Raw genomic sequence first — 21,958 nt, forward strand, 5'->3', positions numbered from 1 at the left:
CACCTTATACTCTCCCGCCCCATCCTGCCCAGGCACTGCCTTCTAGCGGAATTGTCATGAAGATCGCCATTTTATCCCGTGAGCCCAACAACTACTCCACCCGCCGTCTGGTCGAGGTGGCGCAGGCGCGCGGTCATCAGGTCGAGGTGCTCGACACCCTGCGCTGTTACATGAACATCGCCTCCCACAACCCCTCCATCCACTACGAAGGGCGGGAACTGGAGAGCTATGATGCGGTGATCCCGCGCATCGGGGCCAGCATCACCTTCTACGGCACCGCCGTGCTGCGCCAGTTCGAGATGATGAACACCATGGCGCTCAACAGCTCGGTGGCCATCTCCCGCTCCCGCGACAAGCTGCGGGCCATGCAGCTGCTCTCCCGCCACGGCATCGGCCTGCCGGTGACCGGCTATGCCCACAGCACCCACGACGTGCCCGACCTCATCACCATGGTGGGCGGCGCGCCGCTGGTGGTGAAGTTGCTGGAGGGGACCCAGGGGATCGGCGTGGTGCTGTGCGAAACCCAGAAGGCCGCCGAGAGCGTGATCGAGGCCTTCATCCAGACCAACAACAACATCCTGGTGCAGGAGTACATCCGCGAGGCCAACGGCGCCGACATCCGCTGTCTGGTGGTCAACGGCAAGGTGGTGGCCGCCATGCGCCGCCAGGCCCAGCCGGGGGAGTTTCGCTCCAACCTGCATCGGGGCGGCACCGCCGAGGCGATCAAGATAAGCCCGGAAGAGCGGGCCACCGCGGTGCAGGCCGCCAAGATCATGGGGCTGGATGTGGCCGGGGTGGATATCCTGCGCAGTGCCCGCGGCCCGCTGGTGCTGGAGGTGAATTCCTCCCCCGGTCTGCAAGGGGTGGAAGCGGCCTCCGGCAAGGACGTGGCCGGCAAGATCATCGAGTTTCTCGAGCTCAAGGCGAGTCGCAAGCACAAGCCGGCGGAGTGACGCCGGGCTTGCCGCCACTCCATCATACAGGGCGCCTTCGGGCGCCCTGTTGCTTTTGGACTGATCGCTTGGATGAAGAGAGGGTCAGCAGGGGGCTCGAACCTGCGGGGGCCGCGAACGGCAAGACGGGTAACAAATGACGCCTGTTACGGCATTATCATCTGTTGCAAAATTGCACCACACCAATATCAAACACCATTGCTTAATTATTTTCTGGATGAAGTGACTGGATTGTCGTGCCGCACTTGCCTCGAGTTGGCACAAACGCTCTACTTGTCGCCCTTCGCAGGTCGCGAAACATAAAAATTTAATAAAACTATCTGCGGATTTTTTGCACGAATAAACCATTCGTGCCGACTTCCGTCATGATTTGACATTGTCATAGGCAGATTACGCAGCATGAATAACCAAAAATTAACATCCAGAGACATAGTCGCGTTGGGCTTCATGACCTTCGCGCTCTTCGTCGGTGCCGGCAACATCATTTTCCCGCCCATGGTGGGGTTGCAGGCCGGCGAGCAGGTGTGGGGCGCCGCCGCCGGCTTCCTGCTGACGGCGGTCGGCCTGCCGGTGCTCACCGTGGTGGCGCTGGCCAAGGTCGGGGGCGGTGTGGATGCCCTGAGTGCGCCCATCGGCCGCAAGGCCGGGCTGCTGCTCGCCACCATCTGCTATCTGGCCGTAGGGCCGCTGTTTGCCACCCCGCGTACGGCAACCGTCTCCTACGAGGTGGGGCTGGCGCCGCTGTTTGGTGACGATGGTTCGGCCTTGCTGATCTACAGCCTGGTCTACTTCAGCCTGGTGATCGGCATCTCCCTCTATCCGGGCCGGCTGCTCGACACCGTGGGCCACGTGCTGGCGCCGATCAAGATCCTGGCGCTGGCGGCGCTGGGTCTCGCCGTTCTGCTGTGGCCCGCCGGTTCTGCCATTCCTGCTGTCGAAAGCTACCAGCATCAGCCTTTCTCCAATGGTTTCGTCAATGGCTACCTCACCATGGACACCCTGGGTGCCATGGTGTTTGGCATCGTCATCGTCAATGCGGCCCGCTCGCGCGGGGTGAGCAGCGCCAAGTTGCTGACCCGTTACACCGTACTGGCCGGCCTTATCGCCGGGATGGGCTTGACGCTGGTCTACCTCAGCCTGTTCCGCTTGGGCTCGGTGAGCGGTGAACTGGTACCCCACGCCCAGAATGGCGCCGAGATCCTGCACGCCTACGTCCAGCACACCTTCGGCAACATGGGCAGCGGTTTCCTGGCACTGCTCATCTTCATCGCCTGTCTGGTGACGGCCGTTGGCCTGACCTGTGCCTGCGCCGAGTTCTTCGCCCAGTACCTGCCGCTCTCCTACCGTACCCTGGTGTTGCTGCTGGGCGGCTTCTCCATGCTGGTTTCGAACCTGGGGCTGAGCCACCTGATCCAGCTCTCGGTGCCGGTGCTGACCGCCATCTATCCCCCCTGCATCGTGCTGGTGGTGCTGAGCTTCACCCTGCGCTGGTGGGGCAACGGCACCCGGGTGGTAGGGCCTGTCATGCTGATCAGCCTGCTGTTCGGCCTGATCGACGGGCTCAAGACCTCGGCCCTGGCCGGCCTGCTGCCGGCCTGGAGCCTGGCCCTGCCCCTGAACGAGCAGGGGCTAGCCTGGCTGCCGCCCTCGCTGTGTGCCCTGCTGCTGGCGGCCCTCTGGGATCGCCTGCAAGGTCGCCCACAGGTGGCGCCTGTCAGTAAGAGCGTGGCCTGAATGCAAAACCGGCCTTCTGGCCGGTTTTGGTGGCGGAAACAATGAACAAGGCGCCCTCGGGCGCCTTGTCGTTTTTACTCCCGCATCGCCAGTCTGGCGCTGAAGATGCCGCCCTCCAGCCGGGTCTCTATCTGCCAGCCCAGCTTCTCGCAGATGCGCTGGATGATGGTGAGGCCGCAGCCGTAGCCGAGGATCTGATCCGGCGCGGCGGCGGTGGGGTTGCTGATGGTGAGCACGGGGCCGGCCAGCTCGATGTCGATGTGCCCCTCGGCGTAGCTGAGGGCATTCTTCAGCAGGTTGCCGAGCGCAATGGCGAGCAGGGAGAGGGGGGCCAGCGCCTCGCTCTCATCGTCCAGCTGCAACCGGATATCCAGCTCCTCTCGCTGTAGCAGCGGGGCGAGGCGGGCCAGCTCCTGGCGAATGAGCGGCGCCACCTGCTGGGGCGGGCGCTCCACCGGCTCCTTGCGGCCCAGCAGCAGAAAGGTCTCGGTGAGCAGCGCCATCTCGTCGGCGGCGGCGCGGATGCGGGTGGTGGCACGGGCAGCGGGCGCGGGCAGATCGCTCACCTTGCCGAGCAGGGCGGCCGAGCCCTGGATCACCATGTTGGGGGTGCGCAGCTCGTGACTGGCGAAGCGACTGAACTCCTGCTCGCGGGCAAACACGGCGGCCACCTCCTGCTTGCCGGCCAGCAGCGCCAGCTCGATGTCTCTGAGCTCCTGCCAGGGGGCGTCGGGGACGAAGTCGGCCTGATCCGGGGTGAGGTGGGCGACCCGCTGCTGCAGCCGCTGCAGCGGCCGGGTGATGTGGCGCACCAGCCAGATGCCGAAGCCGATGCAACCGAGCAGCAGGGCCAGTCCGATCAGCCGGGTTGCCAGGTGCAGCTGATCCTCGTAAGGATCCAGGTAGTCATCGGCGTCGTCGTTGAACACCAGGTAGAGCAGCCCCTCACCGGACGGATGGGGCCGCACCAGGAAGTGCTTGTCCTCGTCCCCCAGCACGTGTTCGTAGAAGCCCGGGCTCTGGTAGGGCTTGAGCCAGACCGGCAGGCGGCCGGCCTCGGTCCAGTAGCTGGAAAACTGGCGCGGGCTGGGGGCGGGGGCCGCCATGCCGAGCCGCAGCCAGTCGTCGCTGTAGCGGGTCACCTCGGCCTCCAGCCAGTGGCGCAGGCTGAGCTCCTCCATCTTGTCCTCGGCTACCACCATCAGCAGGCTGATGATGACCAGCAGCAGTAGGCCGGCGCCGCTCAGGGTGAGGATCAGGCGACGGCGCAGGCTGGGCAGGCTCATGATGGCCTCCCTGCGGGCAGGTCCAGGCAGCGCTGGTGGCTTTTCATGGGGTCACCAGCCGATAGCCCTGACCGTGCAGGGTTTCCAGCATGGGGGCGGGGAAGGGCTTGTCGAGGGCGTTGCGCAGGGCATAGATGTGGCTGCGCAGGGCGTCGGAATCCGGCTCCTCGTCGCCCCAGACGGTGTCGAGCACCTCCTGGCGGGTAACCAGGGCAGGGGCCCGGCGGGCCAGCAGGGTGAGGATCTGGAACGGGATCTTGCCGAGCTTGAGTTCGACCCCGGCCCGGGTGGCGCGGCCGCTGGCGGGATCCAGGGCCAGCTCGCCCACGCACAGCGCCCCCATGTCGCTGCGCGGGCCGCGCAGGGCCAGCGCCTGCAGCCGCACTTCCAGCTCCTCCATGGCGAACGGCTTGACCAGATAGTCGTCACCGCCGGCCTTGAAGCCTGCCAGCTTGTCGTCCAGGCTGTCGCGGGCGGTGAGAAACAGCACTGGGGTCGGGATCCCCTGCTCCCGCAGGCGGGCCACCGTGCTGAAGCCGTCGAGGCGCGGCATCATGACGTCCATGATGATGACGTCGAAGCGCTGCTCGGCCAGCAACTGCAAGGCCGCCTGACCGTGATAGGCGCAGTCCAGCCGGTGGCCCGCCAGCTCCAGATAATCCATGATGGTTTCCGCGACCTGGGGATTGTCTTCCACCACCAGTATTTTCATGCTTTGATCTCCTGGTCTTGACCGGCATTTCACGGTCATCTCACACCGGATAAGGCATCCTGTGTGGCAGTGTAACCCCGAGGATCCCCGATGAAGAAGTCTCTCTGCACTCTCCTGCTGCTGATCTTGCTGCCATTCGGCGCTGCGCAGTCGGCGGAGTTCAAATTGACCGGCCGCACCACCTGGCAGCTGGGCCAGCTGATGGTCAACGGCATTCCCTTTGTGCTCGACGAGCAGACCCGCTTCAAGGACGGGCTGAGAGAAGACGATCTCGGCGGTACCTGGGTCGATCTGGAAGGGGTGGTCGAGGGTGAGCTACGGCTTATTCGGGAGGTCGAGAAGCTGGAGGAGGATGACGAGATGGATCTGGAAGGGCCGGTGGAGCAGGGGCGGATCTGGGGTTATGTCACCTCGGACGACAGCCTGGCCCCGTTCGAAGGGCGCTGGCTGGAGCTGGAGTGCAAGTTTGACGGCATGCGCCTGAGCCGCTGCCGCGAGGATGATTGAGCCAGGCCGGTGTGGCGCTGGCGGAAAAATGGTACAGCTGGGTCCATAGTTAAACCTCGCACGGTTTGACCATGGGCCTTTTGCTATGACACGTACTTCCCTCCTGCTGCTGACACTGCCGCTCTGCGCTCTGGCCGCCGATGGCGAGCTCTGGCTGGTGGAGCTGGAACATAACGATGGCCTGCGCCTGCAGTTTCAGGGCGCCGAACTCGAACTCGGCAACGCCGCGCTGAGCGGGGTGGCAGGCAACGATGAGCTCAGACCCGGCATGCGTCTGGCCATCCTCAGCCGTGACGGAGTCGCCGAGCGGATCGGCATGGCCGACGCCATCGCCGGATTCTTGCCGACCAGCCAGTGGCGCCGGGCCGAAGCCTCGCTGCTGGCGGTCACGGGCCGCGCCCTGCGGCTGCAGGGGCTCGGCGTGCTGGCCTTCGATGACGATACCCGCTGGCTGAACGGCAGCCCGGCCGATCTGCAACCGGGTCGCAAGCTGGTGCTCAGTCGTAACCAGCAGGGCCGCCTGACCGAGATCCTGATCGCCAATCCGGAAGATGAATCAGAATAAGAATCATATGGCACCATGACTTAATATATATTTTACTAAATTGGAAGTGCAATCCGTGCGGCCGACGGTGCCGGCTCGCTCCAAGATCCCGGTGAAGATCGAGCACTACAAGGCCGATATCTCCTATCCCTATGAGTTCAAGGCCGATGTCAGCTATGACCTGACCCTGAGCGGTTTCCTGCGCTGGGGCGGCAATGCCTGGTATACCCATCCGGACAACCGCCCGAACTGGAACCACACCTTCGTCATCGGGCCGTACAAGGACAAGGCGAGCAGCATTCGTTACCAGTGGGACAAGCGTTATATCCCGGGTGAAGTGGTGGGACTGGAACTGGACCATCGGCGAGTATGGCCTGACGACCGTACAGAACAACCTTGGCCGCGTACTGCTTCCGACCCATTCGGCCGTGACCGGCGATGTCTATGCCGAAAGCGAGTTTGCCGGCGATATCGAGATTGGGCTGCCCCAGACTCGCGCCGCAGCTGCTGTTTAGCAACGAAGCGCTTCTGCCGAAAGGGTAGCTCTCACCGCTCTTGAACTGGATACGCACGCGAGTGAAGAGGTCGGCAGATAGCCTCGACTCGTTAACATATTTGGCAGATTCCTCGTGAGGGCCTGCCCTTCTCTTCATCCCCGAATGTTTCTTCCTTGTAGAAGGGGTCATTGTGGTCCCTTCCGCCTTTCTCTATGATGCCGCTTTCTTTTTTCACAGGAACAGCGAGATGTCTTCCCAACTGCTTGGATCCCTGGGGGGATTGCTCCCCTTCAGTGCCTACTTTCTGTTAGCGATAACACTGCTGGCGATCTTCGTTCGCCTTTATACATGGCTGACTCCGCACCATGAATTCGCCCTGATTCGAGCTGGCAATCCGGCGGCCGCTACCGCCTTTGGTGGGGCTCTCATCGGCTTTGCCCTGCCGCTTTCCAGCGCTATCAGTCACTCCCTCTCCCTGAGCGATTGCGCCATCTGGGGGGCGATCGCCCTGCTGGTACAGGTTGCCGCGTTTCGGTTGATGAGACTGTGGCTTATTGACCTGAGTGAGAGGATCTCCCGCGGGGAGATGGCTGGCGCCATTCTGGTGGCTTCCGCATCCCTGTCGGTGGGGCTGCTCAACGCCGCTTGTATGACCTATTGAGAGGGGCCAATGAAAAACAGCAATAAGCGCAGTAGTCGGGTTGCACTGGTAATGATGGTGCCTACAGCCTCTTTTTGGCTACAAGGATGTAATGAGCGTCCAGAACTAGCCTATGTCTACTCTTCGGCCGAGGCATGTGCCGTAGCCCCAGGCAACGATCCGGCTCGGTGCCTGGTCGCTTTTGATGAAGCCCGCAGTCGCCATTTGCTGCGGGCACCCCGTTATCCTGACCGGGCCGAGTGTGAGGTGGACTTCGGCGTGGGGGGTTGTGAGGGCAACTTACCACGTATGAGAGGGTTTCTAACCAGTGGTGTCGCTCTGGGAACAGACCCCATTCCAGGGATCCCGACCCAGCCGCTCTATCAGCGCATTGATGAGCCCTACGCTATGCGTACGGCTCAGGGAACACGTCTGCCTGCTGGCAGAGCTCTTGTTAGGGTCTGCCAGAGTGCGATTACGCTGAAGCCGGCCCTGCAGGTGCGGCGGGGAGGCTTCGGGGGAGAGGCTGCCCGACGGGCAAATTACTGTCAGAGCAATGGGGGTTAAACATGGAGCGCATTGCCCTGCCCGAGCGTCCGGACTGGCGTGAGCGGGCCGCAGATCTTGGCTTCGAGTTTCATACCTTCGATGGCGAGCCCTACTGGGACGAGAGCGCCTGCTACCGTTTTAGCTTGCGGCAGATAGAAGAGGATCTGGAGACGCCCACCGAGGAGTTGCATCAGATGGCTCTCTCGCTGGTATCGAAGATAGTCGTCAGCGAGGAGTTGCTGACCCGGCTCGATATACCAGAATACTGTTGGCCTGCTCTTGAGGCATCCTGGCGACGTCAGGATCCCCATCTCTATGGTCGACTGGATCTCGCCTATGACGGACGTGGGCCCGCAAAGCTGTTGGAGCTTAACTACGATACTCCCACCTCCCTTTATGAGTCTGGTTTTTTCCAGTGGATCTGGCTGGAAGATCAGGTGTGTCGGGGGGGGTTGCCGACCGGGGTCGATCAGTTCAATTCTTTGCAGGAGAAGCTACACAGCGCTTTCGCGGCGTATGGCAATGGTAGGCCCCTGCACTTCACCTGCGTAGGTGAGAATCTGGAGGACAGGGGAAACCTCGACTACCTCATCGATATCGCTCTACAAACAGGTTGTGATGCCCGTTTTGTCGATCTGGAGGATATCGGTGAGGTGCGGGGGCAACTGGTGGATCTCAGCAACGAGCCTATCCACGAGATTTTCAAACTTTACCCCTGGGAGTTTATGGTGCGCGAACCGTTTGGCCAGACTCTGCTTACCAGCCAGACCCGCTTTATCGAACCAGCCTGGAAAATGATCCTCTCCAACAAGGGGGTACTACCTCTGTTGTGGCAGGCTTTCCCCGACCACCCCAATTTACTCCCCGCTTTTTTTGACGAACAACCCACCAGTCCGATGGAGCCGGGCTGGGTGCGTAAACCCCTCTACTCCAGAGAAGGAGCCAATATTGAGCTGGTGGATCATGATGGAGCGTGCTTGCTCGAGCCCGGCCCTTACGATGATTCCGGCTATGTGCGCCAGGCCTTCCACCCCTTGCCTTGTTTTGCCGGCAGTTACACCTTGGTCGGCAGCTGGGTGGTGGGCAATGAAGCAGCAGGCATAGGCATCCGTGAGGACGCCACCTTGATCACGAAGGACAGTTCCCGTTTCCTGCCCCATATCATCCTCGACTAGGTGATTTATTCCATTGCGAGAACACTGATCAGGTTTGTTAAAGGCTTGTACTTTCCATTTCCCCACTTATACTGGCGCCATCTTGTCGGAGTGCTGACCGTCGAACGACGCTAAGCTGAGACCGTTAATTCGGGATCCGTGGAACCTGATCAGGTTAAGACCTGCGAAGGGAAACAAGGGTAACTTGCGGGTTACCGCGCCGGGGCAAACCCTCGCTCAGCAGGAGCAGGGCCCCAGCCATCAAGGGCATCGCCCGCGATGGCTCAGGCGCACAGAGGGGGAGGCTGTCCCGTCCGGTTGTCCATAGGGCGCCGGGTTTCCAGACTAGGGAAACACCGGGACGGCAGAGCAGGGAAGATCCATGCCCGACTCACTCCCCCAAGCACACCCCGCCGCAAGTTCATCTTCTCCTCGAACTCCAGACAAGCAAATACCCATAACTTCAACCAGTTAATGTGAGTTTTGCTATGTCTACCAATGTTTCTGATACCGCCAAATCCAGCCGCCGCGAGCAGCGCTCCAGCGCTCAGGCCTTTATCGACAGCCTCAAGGGGATGGCTCACCCCAACTCCCGCCGCATCTTTATCGAAGGCTCCCGCGCCGATATCCGGGTGCCCCTGCGTGAAATCCAGCTGGCCGACACCTTCGTCGGCGGCACCAAAGAAAATCCCCAATTCGAGCCCAACGAGCCGGTGCCGGTCTACGACACCTCGGGCCGTTACGGGGAGGAGGGGGTCGCCATCGATGTGCGCCGCGGCCTGCCGCGCCTGCGGGAGAACTGGGTGCTGGAGCGCGATGACACCGACGCCCTGCCGGGGCTCAGCTCCACCTTCACTCAGGAGCGGCTGGCCGACGAGGGGCTGGATCACCTGCGCTTCGAGCACTTGCCAAAGCCGCGCCGCGCCAAGCCGGGCCGTCGGGTCACCCAGCTCCACTACGCCCGGGCCGGCATCGTTACCCCCGAGATGGAATTTATCGCCATTCGCGAGAACATGGGGCGCGAGCGGGTGCGCTCCGAGCTCTTGCGCACCCAGCATCCAGGCCGTGATTTTGGTGCCCGCCTGCCCCAGAACATCACCCCCGAGTTCGTGCGCGATGAGGTGGCCGCCGGTCGTGCCATCATCCCCAGCAACATCAACCACCCGGAAGCGGAGCCGATGATCATCGGCCGCAATTTTCTGGTGAAGATCAACGCCAACATCGGCAACTCGGCGGTCACCTCCAGCATCGAAGAGGAAGTGGAGAAGCTGGTCTGGTCGACCCGCTGGGGCGCCGACACCGTGATGGATCTCTCCACCGGTCGCTACATCCACGAGACCCGCGAGTGGATCCTGCGCAACAGCCCGGTGCCCATCGGTACCGTGCCCATCTATCAGGCGCTGGAGAAGACCAACGGCATTGCCGAAGAGCTCACCTGGGAGCTGTTCCGCGACACCCTGCTGGAGCAGGCCGAGCAGGGTGTGGACTACTTCACCATCCACGCCGGCGTCTTGCTGCGCTTTGTGCCGATGACCGCCAAGCGCCTCACCGGCATCGTGTCGCGCGGCGGCAGCATCATGGCCAAGTGGTGCCTCTCCCACCACAAGGAGAACTTCCTCTACCAGCACTTCCGCGAAATCTGCGAGATCTGCGCCGCCTATGATGTGGCCCTGTCGCTGGGCGATGGTCTGCGTCCGGGCTCCGTCTATGACGCCAACGACGAGGCCCAGTTCGCCGAGCTGCGCACCCTGGGCGAGCTGACCAAGATCGCCTGGGAGTACGACGTGCAGGTGATGATCGAGGGGCCGGGCCATGTGCCGATGCACATGATCGAGCGCAACATGACCGAGCAGCTGGAGCACTGTCACGAGGCGCCGTTTTACACCTTGGGCCCGCTCACCACCGATATTGCGCCTGGGTACGATCACTTCACCTCCGGCATCGGTGCCGCCATGATCGGCTGGTATGGTTGCGCCATGCTCTGCTACGTCACCCCCAAGGAGCATCTGGGCCTGCCCAACAAGGAGGACGTGAAGCAGGGGCTCATCACCTACAAGATCGCCGCCCACGCCGCCGATCTGGCCAAGGGGCACCCGGGCGCTCAGATCCGCGACAACGCCATGTCCAAGGCGCGTTTCGAGTTCCGCTGGGAGGATCAGTTCAATCTGGCCCTCGACCCCGACACCGCCCGCGCCTATCACGACGAGACCCTGCCGCAGGAGTCCGGCAAGGTGGCCCACTTCTGCTCCATGTGCGGGCCCAAGTTCTGCTCCATGAAGATCACCCAGGACGTGCGTGACTACGCCGCCAAGCTGGAGGCCGTGGAGATCAAGCTGGTCGGTATGGATGGCCAGCAGGAGCAGGTGGTGGCTCAGGTGGAGAGCGGCATGGCCCGCATGGCAGAGACCTTCAAGGAGACCGGCGGCGAGATCTACCATCAGGCGGCGGCGCTGAAACAGGCTGCAGGGGAGGAGGCGTGAGCAGCGCAAGCGGGGCTGTCAGCCCCGCCGACCTGTCGCCCGTGACGGACTCTCGCCCTGTGGTCTGGACCATAGCGGGTTCAGATTCCGGCGGCGGCGCCGGCATTCAGGCCGACTTGCACACATTGCACGACCTTGGCGTGCACGGCTGTTCGGTCATCTCCGCCATCACAGCCCAGAACTCGGTGGCGGTGAAGATGGTCGACCCCGTGCTGATGCAGACCTTCACCGCCCAGATCGACGCCCTCGGCGTCGATCTGCCGCCCGCCGCCATCAAGATCGGTCTGTTGCCGACCCGGCTTCACGTGGAGGTGCTGGCCCGCCGACTGGCTGCCATCGAGGCTCCCTTCGTGGTCTACGACCCGGTGGCCATCGCCAGTACCGGTACTCCGATGGCGGAGCCCAATATGCTGGCGGCGGTGCGCGAACAGCTGCTGCCGCGCCTCTCCTTGATCACCCCCAACGGCCCCGAGCTGGAGGCTCTGACCGGATTGCCGGTCAGCAGCCCCGAGCTGGTGCGCCTCGCCGCCCGCCGCTTGCGTGAACTCGGCGCCCGTGCCGTGCTGGTGAAGGGGGGTCATCTTGAGTGGAGCGGGGAGCTGTGTCTGGACTACTACCAGGATGAGCAGCGCGAATTCTGGCTGGCGGCACCGCGCCTCGATACCCGCCACGGCCACGGCACCGGCTGCTGCTACGCCAGCGCCATCGCCGCCGTGGTGGCGCAGGATTATCCGGTGGAGGATGCCATCACCCTCGCTCGCGCCTACCTGCAACAGGGGCTGGCGGCGGCGCAGGGGGTGGGAGCGGGCCCCGGCCCCATCGCCCATCTTGGCTGGCCAGCCGATCTTGCTCACTTCCCCCGCGCCGTGTTGGCGGGTTCAACCCTCGATCGCCGCTTCGGACTTTATGAGACAAGCAGCGCCCGCCTGCCGGATGGCCCCTTTGCCGCGACCGAACACAGCCTCGGTCTCTATCCGGTGGTCGATTCGGTCAAGTGGCTGCGCCGCCTGCTGGGGCTGGGGGTCAAGACCATCCAGCTGCGGATCAAGAACCTGCCCGCCGCCCAGGTGGCACCGGCCATTGCCGAGGCTGTCGCGCTCGGTCGCCGTCATGGGGCGCGGCTCTTTATCAACGACTACTGGCAGCAGGCCATCGAGGCGGGTGCCTGGGGCGTGCATCTGGGGCAGGAGGATATGGAGACCGCCGATCTCGCCGCCATTCAGGCGGCCGGACTGCGCCTTGGCATCTCCACCCACGGCTACTTCGAGCTGATGCGGGCCCGCGAGCTGGCCCCCTCCTATATGGCGCTGGGTCATATCTTCCCGACCAATACCAAGGCGATGCCTTCACGCCCGCAGGGGCTGGTGCGGCTGCATCGCTACCGCGCCCTGATGTGCGACTGGCCGACGGTGGCCATCGGCGGCATCAGCGAGGAGCGGGTGGCGGCGGTCAAGGCAAGCGGGGTCGGCAGCATTGCGCTGGTCTCGGCCATTACCGCCAGCGACGACTGGCAGGGGGCAACCGAGCGGCTGCTCGCGGCCGTGGGGGCGGGGGATGAGCCGCGCTCGGCCACCGTTATACGGGAGGCTGAACATGCGCTCTGATGCCGCTTCTCTTAGTGATAAAGAGTATCTGCGATACGGCCGCCAGCTGATGCTGGCGGAAGTGGGCGAAGAAGGGCAGGCACGGCTGAAAGATAAGTCCGTGCTGATCGTGGGCTTGGGCGGGCTTGGCTCGCCGCTCGCCCTCTATCTGGCCGGGGCCGGGGTGGGCACCTTGTGGCTGGCCGATGGCGATACGGTGGATTCCAGCAATCTGCCGCGCCAGATCCTGTTCGACAGCGAGGCAGTCAACCACTCCAAGGCGGAGCTGGCCCGCGAGCGCTTGGCGGCCCACAACCCGCTGGTGGAGCTGATTGCCATCAACCAGCGGCTCGATGCCGCCAGCCTGCCGGCGTTTGTGGCCGAGGTCGATCTGGTGATCGACTGCTGCGACAACCTCGCCACTCGGCAGGCCATCAACGCCGCCTGCGTGGCTCAGGGCAAGCCCTGGATCTGTGCCGCCGCGGTGGGTTGGCAGGGGCAGCTGATGGCGCGTACCAGCTCGGAGCACGCCTGTTACGCCTGCCTCTATCCGCTGGATACCAAGGTGAGCCAGAGCTGCGAGACCAGCGGCGTCACCGGCCCGCTGGTCGGGGTGATGGGCTCTTTGCAGGCGCTGGAGGCACTGAAACTGCTGCTCGGTTTGCCAAGTCCGGTCGCTGGCACATTGCGCCGTTTCGATGCCCTGACCCATCAGTGGCAGACCCTCACTCTGGCCCCCGATCCCGATTGCCAGGTCTGCGGGCAGCGCCGATGCCCGACACACGATAAGGAGGTCACCCCATGACCTTGACCATTCGACTCAACGATAAAGCCCAGCCGCTGGCGGCGGGGCAGAGCGTGGCCGACCTGCTGGCGGCACAAGGGGTCAATCCACAGGGAGTGGCGGTGGCCCTTAACGGCTCCGTGCTGCCCCGTGGCCGCTGGGCCGAGACCCGTCTCAATGACGGGGACGAACTTCACCTCTTTACCGCCATTGCGGGAGGCTGACCCATGATGCTCGCAGTCCCATCTTCGAGCGCTCTGCCTTGCGGCGGGGCCTCATCTCTTCTTATTGCAGTGGCCGGAGGCTGACATGCTCAAGATTGCCGATCACACCTTCTCATCGCGCCTCTTTACCGGCACCGGCAAGTTTGCCCGCCCGGATCTGATGGCCGCCGCCATCGAGGCGAGCGGCTCCCCACTGGTCACCATGGCCATCAAGCGGCTCGAACCGGGCAAGGCCCACGACGATATACTGAGCCCCTTGCTGCAACTCGGGGTCAAGCTGTTGCCCAACACCTCCGGCGCCAAGACCGCCGCCGAGGCAGTGTTTGCCGCCCACCTCGCCCGCGAGGCGCTGGGGACGAACTGGCTGAAGCTGGAGATCCACCCCGACCCGCGCTATTTGTTGCCCGATCCCATCGAGACGCTGAAAGCCGCCGAGCAGCTGGTGAAAGAGGGCTTTGTGGTGCTGCCCTACTGCGGCGCCGACCCTGTGCTCTGCAAGCGGCTCGAAGAGGTAGGTTGCGCCGCTGTGATGCCGCTGGGCGCTCCCATCGGTTCCAATCAAGGGCTGGTGACCCGGGAGTTTCTCTCCATCATCGTCGAGCAGGCCAATGTGCCTGTGGTGGTGGATGCGGGGATCGGTGCGCCGAGCCACGCCGCCGCCGCCTTTGAGCTGGGTGCCGATGCCGTGCTGGTCAACACCGCCATCGCGGTGAGCGGCGATCCGGTCGCCATGGGCCGCGCCTTTGCGCTGGCCTGCACTGCCGGGCGCAGTGCCTATGAAGCCGGTCTCGGCGCCCGCGCCCTGCAGGCCCAGGCCTCCAGCCCGCTCACCGATTTTCTGGGGGCGTTATGAGTCATGAAATAGGGGCGACCATGAACATCTCCCCCTTGCCCCAAGCGCAGCCAGAGGTTTGCCCCCCTCTCTCTCTGGGAGAGGGGGCGGGGGTGAGGGCTCAGGGGGAAATGGAATCAGAAACAGCCCCCTCCTTTCTCGACCGCTGGCAGGAGCTGGAGTGGGACGATATCGGCATGCAGATCCGCGCCAAAACTGCCGCCGACGTGGCACGAGCGCTGAGCGCACCGCGCCGCACCCTGGCCGATTTTATGGCGCTGATCTCGCCAGCCGCTGAAGGCTGGTTGCCGCAGATGGCGGCCGAGGCCGAGCGGCTGACCCGCCAGCGCTTTGGCAACACCATCGGCTTCTATGTGCCGCTCTATCTGTCGAACCTGTGCGCCAACGACTGCACCTACTGCGGCTTCTCCATGAGCAACCGCCTCAAGCGCAAGACCTTGAATAGCGAGGAGATTGAGCTCGAGTGTCTGGCCATCAAGGCGCGCGGTTTCGACAGCGTGCTGCTGGTGACCGGCGAACACGAGCACAAGGTGGGGCTCGCCTATTTTCGCGAGGTGATGCCCATCATCCGCCGCCACTTCAGCACGGTAGGGATGGAGGTGCAGCCCCTCTCGCAGGCCGACTATGCCGAGCTGAAGAGCCTTGGCCTCGACGCCGTTATGGTCTATCAGGAGACCTACCACGCCCCCACCTACGCCCGCCACCATCTGCGCGGCAACAAGCGGGACATCGCATGGCGCCTCGCCACGCCGGATCGGCTGGGCCGCGCCGGTATCGACAAAATCGGCTTGGGGGCGCTGATCGGTCTCTCCTCGGACTGGCGCGCAGACAGCTACTTTGTCGCCGAGCATCTGAGCTGGCTTGAGCGCCACCACTGGCAGAGCCGCTACTCGCTCTCCTTCCCGCGCCTGCGCCCCTGCACCGGCGCTCTGGAGCCTGCCGTGGTCATGTCGGATCGCCAGCTGGCCCAGCTGATCTGCGCCTGGCGCCTCTTCTCGCCGACGCTGGACTTGTCGCTCTCCACCCGCGAGTCGGCCGCGTTTCGCAACGGCGCGGTGCGCCTTGGCATCACCCAGATGTCGGCCGAGTCGCGCACCCAGCCGGGGGGCTATGCCGAGGGGGATAAAGAGGAGCTGGAGCAGTTCGCCATCCACGACGACCGTCCGGTGGGGGAAGTCGCCGCCGCTGTGCGGCAGGCGGGGTTGCAGCCGGTGTTCAAGGACTGGGAACCCTTCCTGGGCCGATAGGGGCGGCCAAGCCCCCCTTTCCCGGCGGCATCCGGGTATTCAGCCAGACTCCGTGCCCGTGGCAAGCAGGCACGGCTGCGCCGTGCAATCGTAGGGTCGATTAGCCGGTAGGCGTAATCGTCCGTTCCGTGTGATGGGGGAATGGCACGGCCTTGCCGTGCAGGACGCGAGGCCGCTGGCCTCGAAGTGATTTCGCCCGCCCTTCGGGCAGGGGCGAGTGACTTTGGAAAGACCCGCTCTTTTCAAAAAATGCACCAAAGGTCTGCTCCCCCGCTTATTCGCCCGACTTGCGTCGGGTCCCTTCGTGTCACCCGCTTGTCCGACGGCACGCGCCGACGGGCCTTTGGCCTTCGCCATCCATGGCTTCGGTCAAAGTCCGCTTCGAACATCCCTGTTCTCGCGCCAAATCGGGTCGAGCGGCGCTCGCCCTTTCCCGATTTGGCCCATGGCCCGGCGCCGCTCGCTCGACATCCTGTCTCGCGGCCTGGGCAAGCGGGTTAGCCTCAGCGAATAAGAGGGGGAACCAAAACCGTGCCCGCCATAACCTCGGGGAGTAGTCGTAGGGTGCAATAAGCGGAGCGCATTGCACCGCTATTGTGATGAGAGGTGCAATTCACTTCGTTCATTGCACCCTACGTTTTGCTTCGTTTGAACCACATTTAACAACATGGTTGATTGTGGGTTGGGCAATACATGGCGAATTACAAACGGGCATGGCAACCGGGGGGAACCTGGTTTTTTACGGTCGTGCTGGCTGAACGTCAGAACAACCACCTACTGGTCGAGCAGATTGATCTGCTGAGGTCAGTTGTCAGGGAGGTGCAAGAGCGCCACCCATTCCGGATCCACGGCTGGGTTGTCTTGCCCGAGCATCTACATGCACTGTTGGAGTTGCCGGAAGGGGATACCAATTTTCCGTTGCGCTGGCGCCAAATAAAAAGCAAGTTCTCACGAGGGCTCCCCAATTCAGAGGCTCGTTCAGAATCTCGCTGGCGTCGCGGTGAACGGGGCATTTGGCAACGACGTTATTGGGAACATCTGATCCGCGATCAGGAAGATTTCAATCATCATCTCGATTACATCCATATCAATCCCGTCAAACATGGACTGGTAACAGCACCGAAAGATTGGCCATATTCCACCTTCCATCGTTGGGTTCAACAAGGCCGGTATCCATTATCATGGGGCGACACATCCATACCAGAATATGAGATATTACACGACGATAAATAATTGGTATTAACGTGGTTAACGTAGGGTGAAATAAGCGGTGCGCATTGCACCGCTATTTTTACCTCGGATATAATAGAGGTGCAATTCACTTCGTTCATTTGCACCCTACGGTAATATTACTCATCTTACCCTTTTTCAGTTTGCTGTGTTTTTGATATTTCATTGGCTATATCAATGACTTCTCTTGCATCGGAGGGGTGTAAGTAATCAATTAGTGTTAACTTCTTAGTGACCCCATTTAATGAAGTCCCCATAACGATTCCTTTCTGGTTGTCCGCATCAAGCCAAAACCTATCATGAATCTTATCTGTTATGATGTCTTTTGTTATTATATTTTGATTGATAGATTTTATAATGTTGTGCATAGCATCTGTGCTGCACTTTCTAGCGTTGATAGTGAAAAATTTTATACTTTGCAGTGAATCCGATAGCTCAAGGATCATTTTTTTGAACAAGTGAAGAACCTTTTCTTCACTTGAATAGAAGAATGCATCGATAATCATTAGGTTTTTCACACCTTTCAATGTGCGGATAAATCCAAGAATTACAGCCTCCACTTCATCTACAGCTATACCTGGGTGTAAGATAGAGTCACAGGTTATATGGTATCGGAATAAAGATGATGGCCCATGTTTGATGAACTCTTCACGTAAAAGATCTTGAAGGTGAGTGGTGTTTAGTCGAGTCAGCATGAAGTCTCGACTTAAATCAGGATTTTCATAAAAACGTGAGAAAATATCTCTACTATTAATGTCGTTGTTACCATAACACGCCAACATAGTCATTTCTTTATTGGTCATAATGTCTCTTTGTAAAAATTAAGGTGTCAGTATTAGTTGCTAGCTAGTGTATCGTTGCCTTGGAACTACTATCAAATATTGGTTATTCCATTGAGTTAATTTTGGCGTAACGGACTATCAGGTGTCGTGTGATAGAGATAGCCATAATCCTCGTCTCTTCACATGATAGAAATCGATAGGATTCGCTCTGCTACAGAAATCAGTCTGAGGGAATAAGCGAATAGACGTTCGTATCAAGGGATTGGCCATGTAGGAAAATGCGGTTGCTTGCCCGACACTCAAAGGTGGCGCCGGCGGCGATGGCAACCGCTTCGCTGGCGCTGTTGCCAACCCCCATCACGATCTCCAGCCGAAATAGTCCCAACTGCTGAAAGCCAAAGTCACGCAGCAGGGCTACTGCTTGCCGGGCGATGCCTTTGCCTTGTTGGGATTGGCGTACCCAATAACCGATATTGCCGTAGCGATGATGGGGCGACAGCTGGTTGATACCGGCGCCACCCAAGAGCTGGCCGGTGGCTGCGCAGAAAATGCCCATGTCGTAGGCACGCCCCGCCGCGCGATCCTGATCGCAGATGGCAAACCACTCCAGTGCGCTCTCCCGAGTAAATGAATGGGAGCACCAGCTCATCCAGCTGCCGACCGTCTCGATGGATTCGTGGGCCGCACGGACAAATTCATCGACATCGCTCGCTTCGAAGGGGCGGATGATGAGACTGGCGTTGGCAAGGGGCTGGAATGTCATTGGCTGTCCTGCGTAGAGAGTCACGGCGCCCTCCCGAGGGCGGTTCGGTGGCTGGCCAAACCAGGTGTCGTCTTGAGAAAAGCAGCAGGCCACCTTGGGAGCTGGGGGGCAACACGATCCTGTTGAAGCTTGAGCAAACCTACCCTAACGGAATCGGGTGGAGCCTTGCTATCCTTTTGTTCCCTCCGCTTCGCCAGTCTCTGTCGCCCTGTGGTGGTGGGCGCATCGACCCCGCCGGGGTTTGTCTCTAGCATAAGGAGGATGCGGGGCAGGGGCTCCGCCATGCGGGTGGTGGTTGATGCCCGTTTACGGACTTCTGGCGGAGAGAAAAGATGAAGCTGCGTTCCTTGTTGATGGTGGGTGCCCTGCTGCTGGGCGGTTGTGCGGTCAATCCCTACGGTGGCTCTCAGGCTCCTGTCAGTGAACCGGATCAGCCAGTAAGCCAGCCGGACAAGCCGGTGACCAAGCCGGATGCGGGGGCGCCGCTGCCCAAGCCGGTGGCGCCGACCGGGCTGGCGCTGGCCATGGCCGATGCCTTTGTGCAGGCCCCCGAGGTGCGGGAGTTGGCGCAAACCGGCCAGCCGGTGCTGCTGCTCACTCCGCCCCAGAACGGCACCGGCGAGCCGGTGGACACCCGCGCCATGGCGGCAGCCATGAGCAAGCGCATCCAGAGCAAGAGCGGTTTTCGCTTTGTCGACCCGGGTCAGGTGGCGGCCATCACCGGCCAGCTTGAGTATCAGCAGGGCAGGATGAACCCGGCCTCCCTGGTGCGGCTCGGTCGCCAGACCGGCGCCGGCTACATGCTCTATGGGGATCTGGTGGCCGAGGGCAGTCGTTACCGGCTGTCGATGACCCTGATGGAGCTGCGCAGCGGCGAGCTGCTCTGGAGCGGCAGTCGCTCCGCCAGCCACTGATTAGACGCGACCGATCAAGAAGAGGGTTGAGTGCCTGTGCACTCAACCCTCTTCTTATTCCAGCCCTGCTGGCAGGGGTCAGGACTCCATCTTCCTCAGAAAATAGGTGGTATGCCCGGGCGGCATGTCCGGCAGCTCGCCAAAGACCTGATAACCCTGCTTCTGGTAGAAGGGCAGCGCCTGGAAGCTGGTGGTTTCCAGATGAAAGTTGCTGATGCCCTTGCTTCGGGCGTACTGCTCCATGGTGGCGAGCAGGCGGCCGCCCCAGCCATCCTGGCGGATGCGCTCGTCAAGCCAGAGCCAGTCCACGTGCAGCCAACCCCACTTGAGGTCGGCGGTGATGCCGCCGTGCACCTTGCCCGCTTCATCCTTGATAAAACTGGCGATGTGCTCGCGCAGGTGGGTGCCGGCCTGGCTGATGTTGTAGCCCGACAGGCCGATGCGCAGCGCGTCGACATCCTGCTCGGCAGGGGGTTGGGGTGGGGTCAGGTGCATGGTCTCTCCAGAGCCGGGTAAGGGGCCTCTATCCATAACCGCTCAGACTCAATGCGGTCAAGTGGTTGCCCGACCTCAATGGCTATCAGTCTGCTGGGCGGGCAACCTGGCGTCACAGCTGCGGGAAGTAGCAGGCGGCCATGTCGACCGGGTGATCGGGGCAGCCGGGCAGGTAGAAGTACCAGCCCGCATCGGTGAAGGCGCGCAGCTCGCTCTCCACGAACTTGAGGGCGAGGCTGAGGGCCTGCAGGGCATCGACGCCATAGATGAAGGTCTTGTTGCCAAGGCCGTCCAGCTTCACCTTGCAGCGCCAGTCACCGCCGGTGGACTTGGGGTCTGGCTCGGGGGCGCGGATGGCAATCTTCACGGTCAGCTGTTCTCCCTCGATGCTGATGGCATCGAAGCGGGCTTTCACTATGACTCTCTTCATCTGGACGATCCTTTTCCGGGGGCCGGCGCCTGTCTGGCCGGTGGCTGATGGTCGGTGAGTCGGCCGTCAGTGGCAGACTCAGGAAGGTCAGCCTAATGGATGCGGGCGTCGCAGACAACGGGCGCGGCGGCGGTCTGTGAGGCAGGGGGAATATCCGAGTGCTGCCGCCGACGAGTCTGGCTTGTTGCCTGTTTTTCACCCGGCTCTGGTTGCTGACTATCTTATTTTCTTGAATTTATTGATTAATATCTATTAATAACAGGATCCGTTATTGGCCCAGCACCAGCCGCAGTACGATAATCGGGATCCGGCGGCAACTCTGGCGCTCGCTTCTCGACATCAAAATAAGGAACCGGCATGGCGCTCTCGGTCAAGCAACTATATGAAGTGATGGCCCAGCTGCCCGACCCCGTCTTCATCCTGAGCGAGGATGGCTACTACATCGAATACATCGGCGGAGTGGAGCAGCAATCCTACCAGGATGGCAACCCGCTGACGGGCAAGCGGCTGGCCGATGTGCTGCCCGCCGCCATGACCCGCTGGGTGATGGAGCAGGTGACCCTGGCGCTGGATTCGGGCCAGGTGCGGGTGGTGGAGTACGAACTGGCGGCGGTGGAGGTGGAGGGGATCGACGCCTCGGTCGGGCCGCAGGGGATGCAGCACTTCGAGGGCAAGATTGCGCCGCTGCCCTCCCGCTACGACGGCAAGCGGGCGGTGGCCTGGGTGACCCGCAACATCACCCGTCAGTACGAGCTGCAGCAGCGGCTCAAGCTGCAGAGCGAAACCGACCAGCTGACCGGCCTCTACAACCGCCGCTATTTCTTCGAGCACTGCCGGCAGCGGCGGGCAGGGGAGGCACCCTGCGCCCTGGTGATGCTGGACATCGACCACTTCAAGCAGATCAATGATCGCTTCGGCCATCAGCAGGGTGACCGGGCGCTGCAGCGCTTCTGCGCTTGTGTGGCCGCCCAGCTGCGGGCGGACGATCTGTTTGTGCGCAGCGGCGGCGAAGAGTTCCTGATCCTGCTGCCCGGCATGAGCGAGCCGGATCTGCTGGCACTGGCGGAGCGGATCCGGGCGGCCGTGGCGGCATTGCCGGCGGATCCGGCGGCCTTTACCGTCAGCCTGGGCACCACCCTGGTGCGGCCGGGGGAGGAGATCAATCAGGCGCTGGCTCGCGCCGACGAGTGGCTCTATCGGGCCAAGCGGGCGGGGCGCAACCGGGTCGCCCACTGCCCGGTGGCAACCGGCGCTCAGGAGTGAAACCGGGGCCGGCGACCCTCTTATATATGGCGACCAGCCCGGCGCCGATATATCAGGCGCAGCGGGCACAGTTCATTGCATAATTAACTGATATTTATAGGCTGATGCTGTTAATATTAACGGGCCACTCTCTGGCCTTATTCAAGTTGTTGAACAACTCACCGAGGTTTTGTCGTTATGTTACCAGGCGGAGCTGAATTGATTATCTTGAGGCCGAAATGACACATCTTATTTCCTTTTGAAACAATCCGATTCAAACAGTCATGAATTATTAACCTTGACCTTTATGGCGATTTCAACGATGGTAGCGTGGCATCCCCGTTTCCTCTTGGTG

At 61.8% G+C, this 21,958-nt stretch carries 22 protein-coding genes, 1 pseudogene and 1 riboswitch; of the genes and pseudogenes, 17 read left to right on the forward strand and 6 right to left on the reverse strand.

The features are described from left to right. The first annotated feature begins 56 nt into the window (after positions 1-56). Positions 57-953 carry a 30S ribosomal protein S6--L-glutamate ligase gene (gene rimK, locus R2E40_RS02100; protein ID WP_016349212.1) on the forward strand — a complete coding sequence of 299 codons (897 nt, stop codon included), beginning with the start codon at positions 57-59 and terminating at the stop codon, positions 951-953. A gap of 399 nt (positions 954-1,352) precedes the next feature. After that, a complete protein-coding gene (brnQ, locus tag R2E40_RS02105; protein WP_318164641.1) occupies positions 1,353-2,687 on the forward strand; it encodes a branched-chain amino acid transport system II carrier protein in 1,335 nt (444 codons plus the stop codon). Between the two features lie 74 nt (positions 2,688-2,761). Here brnQ and R2E40_RS02110 read toward each other — a convergent pair whose 3' ends face one another. Next, on the reverse strand, positions 2,762-3,973 hold the full coding sequence (locus R2E40_RS02110) for a sensor histidine kinase (RefSeq protein ID WP_024945661.1): 1,212 nt from the start codon (positions 3,971-3,973) through the stop codon (positions 2,762-2,764). A gap of 43 nt (positions 3,974-4,016) precedes the next feature. Then, positions 4,017-4,685, reverse strand: a complete 669-nt coding sequence (locus R2E40_RS02115) for a response regulator transcription factor (RefSeq protein ID WP_318164642.1) — start codon at positions 4,683-4,685, stop codon at positions 4,017-4,019. A 90-nt stretch (positions 4,686-4,775) separates the two neighbouring features. On the opposite strand from R2E40_RS02115, the gene R2E40_RS02120 reads away from it, so the two are divergent. The 13 genes and pseudogenes from R2E40_RS02120 (at position 4,776) to R2E40_RS02180 (ending at position 16,980) form a co-directional block, all read left to right on the forward strand. Continuing rightward, a complete protein-coding gene (locus R2E40_RS02120) occupies positions 4,776-5,192 on the forward strand; it encodes a hypothetical protein (RefSeq protein ID WP_010635345.1) in 417 nt (138 codons plus the stop codon). An 85-nt stretch (positions 5,193-5,277) separates the two neighbouring features. Next, positions 5,278-5,757, forward strand: coding sequence for a hypothetical protein (locus R2E40_RS02125; protein ID WP_318164643.1), 480 nt, complete (start codon positions 5,278-5,280; stop codon positions 5,755-5,757). Positions 5,758-5,806: 49 nt separating this feature from the next. Continuing rightward, positions 5,807-6,332, forward strand: a pseudogene (locus tag R2E40_RS02130) (aerolysin family beta-barrel pore-forming toxin); the annotation flags it as partial. A 148-nt stretch (positions 6,333-6,480) separates the two neighbouring features. Next, positions 6,481-6,894, forward strand: coding sequence for a DUF350 domain-containing protein (locus R2E40_RS02135; RefSeq protein WP_017783204.1), 414 nt, complete (start codon positions 6,481-6,483; stop codon positions 6,892-6,894). A 54-nt stretch (positions 6,895-6,948) separates the two neighbouring features. Further along, positions 6,949-7,440, forward strand: coding sequence for a DUF1190 domain-containing protein (locus R2E40_RS02140; RefSeq protein WP_318165527.1), 492 nt, complete (start codon positions 6,949-6,951; stop codon positions 7,438-7,440). 2 nt (positions 7,441-7,442) lie between these two features. Beyond that, positions 7,443-8,597: a glutathionylspermidine synthase family protein gene (locus tag R2E40_RS02145; protein ID WP_044798983.1), complete on the forward strand. Its 1,155-nt coding sequence runs from the start codon at positions 7,443-7,445 to the stop codon at positions 8,595-8,597. A 76-nt stretch (positions 8,598-8,673) separates the two neighbouring features. Continuing rightward, a riboswitch (TPP riboswitch) is annotated at positions 8,674-8,787 on the forward strand. 277 nt (positions 8,788-9,064) lie between these two features. Then, positions 9,065-11,056 (forward strand): phosphomethylpyrimidine synthase ThiC, encoded by a 1,992-nt coding sequence (gene thiC, locus R2E40_RS02150; RefSeq protein WP_318164644.1) that lies wholly within the window; start codon positions 9,065-9,067, stop codon positions 11,054-11,056. Beyond that, positions 11,053-12,660: a thiamine phosphate synthase gene (thiE, locus tag R2E40_RS02155; RefSeq protein WP_318164645.1), complete on the forward strand. Its 1,608-nt coding sequence runs from the start codon at positions 11,053-11,055 to the stop codon at positions 12,658-12,660. Before thiC ends, thiE begins: the two co-directional genes overlap by 4 nt. Then, on the forward strand, positions 12,650-13,444 hold the full coding sequence (locus tag R2E40_RS02160) for a HesA/MoeB/ThiF family protein (RefSeq protein ID WP_318164646.1): 795 nt from the start codon (positions 12,650-12,652) through the stop codon (positions 13,442-13,444). Before thiE ends, R2E40_RS02160 begins: the two co-directional genes overlap by 11 nt. Continuing rightward, positions 13,441-13,647, forward strand: a complete 207-nt coding sequence (gene thiS / locus R2E40_RS02165) for a sulfur carrier protein ThiS (protein WP_318164647.1) — start codon at positions 13,441-13,443, stop codon at positions 13,645-13,647. Before R2E40_RS02160 ends, thiS begins: the two co-directional genes overlap by 4 nt. Before the next feature lie 85 nt (positions 13,648-13,732). Then, entirely contained in the window at positions 13,733-14,500 is a 768-nt protein-coding gene (locus tag R2E40_RS02170) for a thiazole synthase (RefSeq protein ID WP_318164648.1), read from the forward strand. Between the two features lie 110 nt (positions 14,501-14,610). Further along, complete coding sequence (gene thiH / locus R2E40_RS02175) at positions 14,611-15,747, forward strand: 2-iminoacetate synthase ThiH (RefSeq protein ID WP_318164649.1); 1,137 nt, start codon at positions 14,611-14,613, stop codon at positions 15,745-15,747. Positions 15,748-16,440: 693 nt separating this feature from the next. Beyond that, the gene (locus tag R2E40_RS02180) at positions 16,441-16,980 is read left to right on the forward strand and encodes an REP-associated tyrosine transposase (protein WP_318164650.1); all 540 of its coding nucleotides are present in this window, start codon (positions 16,441-16,443) and stop codon (positions 16,978-16,980) included. A 125-nt stretch (positions 16,981-17,105) separates the two neighbouring features. Here R2E40_RS02180 and R2E40_RS02185 read toward each other — a convergent pair whose 3' ends face one another. Beyond that, on the reverse strand, positions 17,106-17,780 hold the full coding sequence (locus R2E40_RS02185) for a hypothetical protein (protein WP_318164651.1): 675 nt from the start codon (positions 17,778-17,780) through the stop codon (positions 17,106-17,108). A gap of 199 nt (positions 17,781-17,979) precedes the next feature. Then, entirely contained in the window at positions 17,980-18,522 is a 543-nt protein-coding gene (locus R2E40_RS02190) for a GNAT family N-acetyltransferase (protein ID WP_318164652.1), read from the reverse strand. A gap of 332 nt (positions 18,523-18,854) precedes the next feature. Here R2E40_RS02190 and R2E40_RS02195 point away from each other — a divergent pair, with 332 nt between their 5' ends. Further along, complete coding sequence (locus tag R2E40_RS02195; protein WP_318164653.1) at positions 18,855-19,436, forward strand: penicillin-binding protein activator LpoB; 582 nt, start codon at positions 18,855-18,857, stop codon at positions 19,434-19,436. 78 nt (positions 19,437-19,514) lie between these two features. Here R2E40_RS02195 and R2E40_RS02200 read toward each other — a convergent pair whose 3' ends face one another. Both R2E40_RS02200 and R2E40_RS02205 read right to left on the reverse strand, forming a co-directional pair. Continuing rightward, positions 19,515-19,931: a GNAT family N-acetyltransferase gene (locus tag R2E40_RS02200; RefSeq protein WP_318164654.1), complete on the reverse strand. Its 417-nt coding sequence runs from the start codon at positions 19,929-19,931 to the stop codon at positions 19,515-19,517. A 112-nt stretch (positions 19,932-20,043) separates the two neighbouring features. Further along, a complete protein-coding gene (locus R2E40_RS02205; protein WP_318164655.1) occupies positions 20,044-20,361 on the reverse strand; it encodes a DUF6968 family protein in 318 nt (105 codons plus the stop codon). Positions 20,362-20,718: 357 nt separating this feature from the next. On the opposite strand from R2E40_RS02205, the gene R2E40_RS02210 reads away from it, so the two are divergent. After that, positions 20,719-21,624, forward strand: coding sequence for a GGDEF domain-containing protein (locus R2E40_RS02210; RefSeq protein ID WP_252450567.1), 906 nt, complete (start codon positions 20,719-20,721; stop codon positions 21,622-21,624). Positions 21,625-21,958 lie beyond the last annotated feature (334 nt).

The sequence above is a fragment of the Aeromonas sp. CD genome (assembly GCF_033349375.1).
In the GTDB taxonomy this organism is placed as follows: Bacteria; Pseudomonadota; Gammaproteobacteria; order Enterobacterales; family Aeromonadaceae; genus Aeromonas; species Aeromonas hydrophila.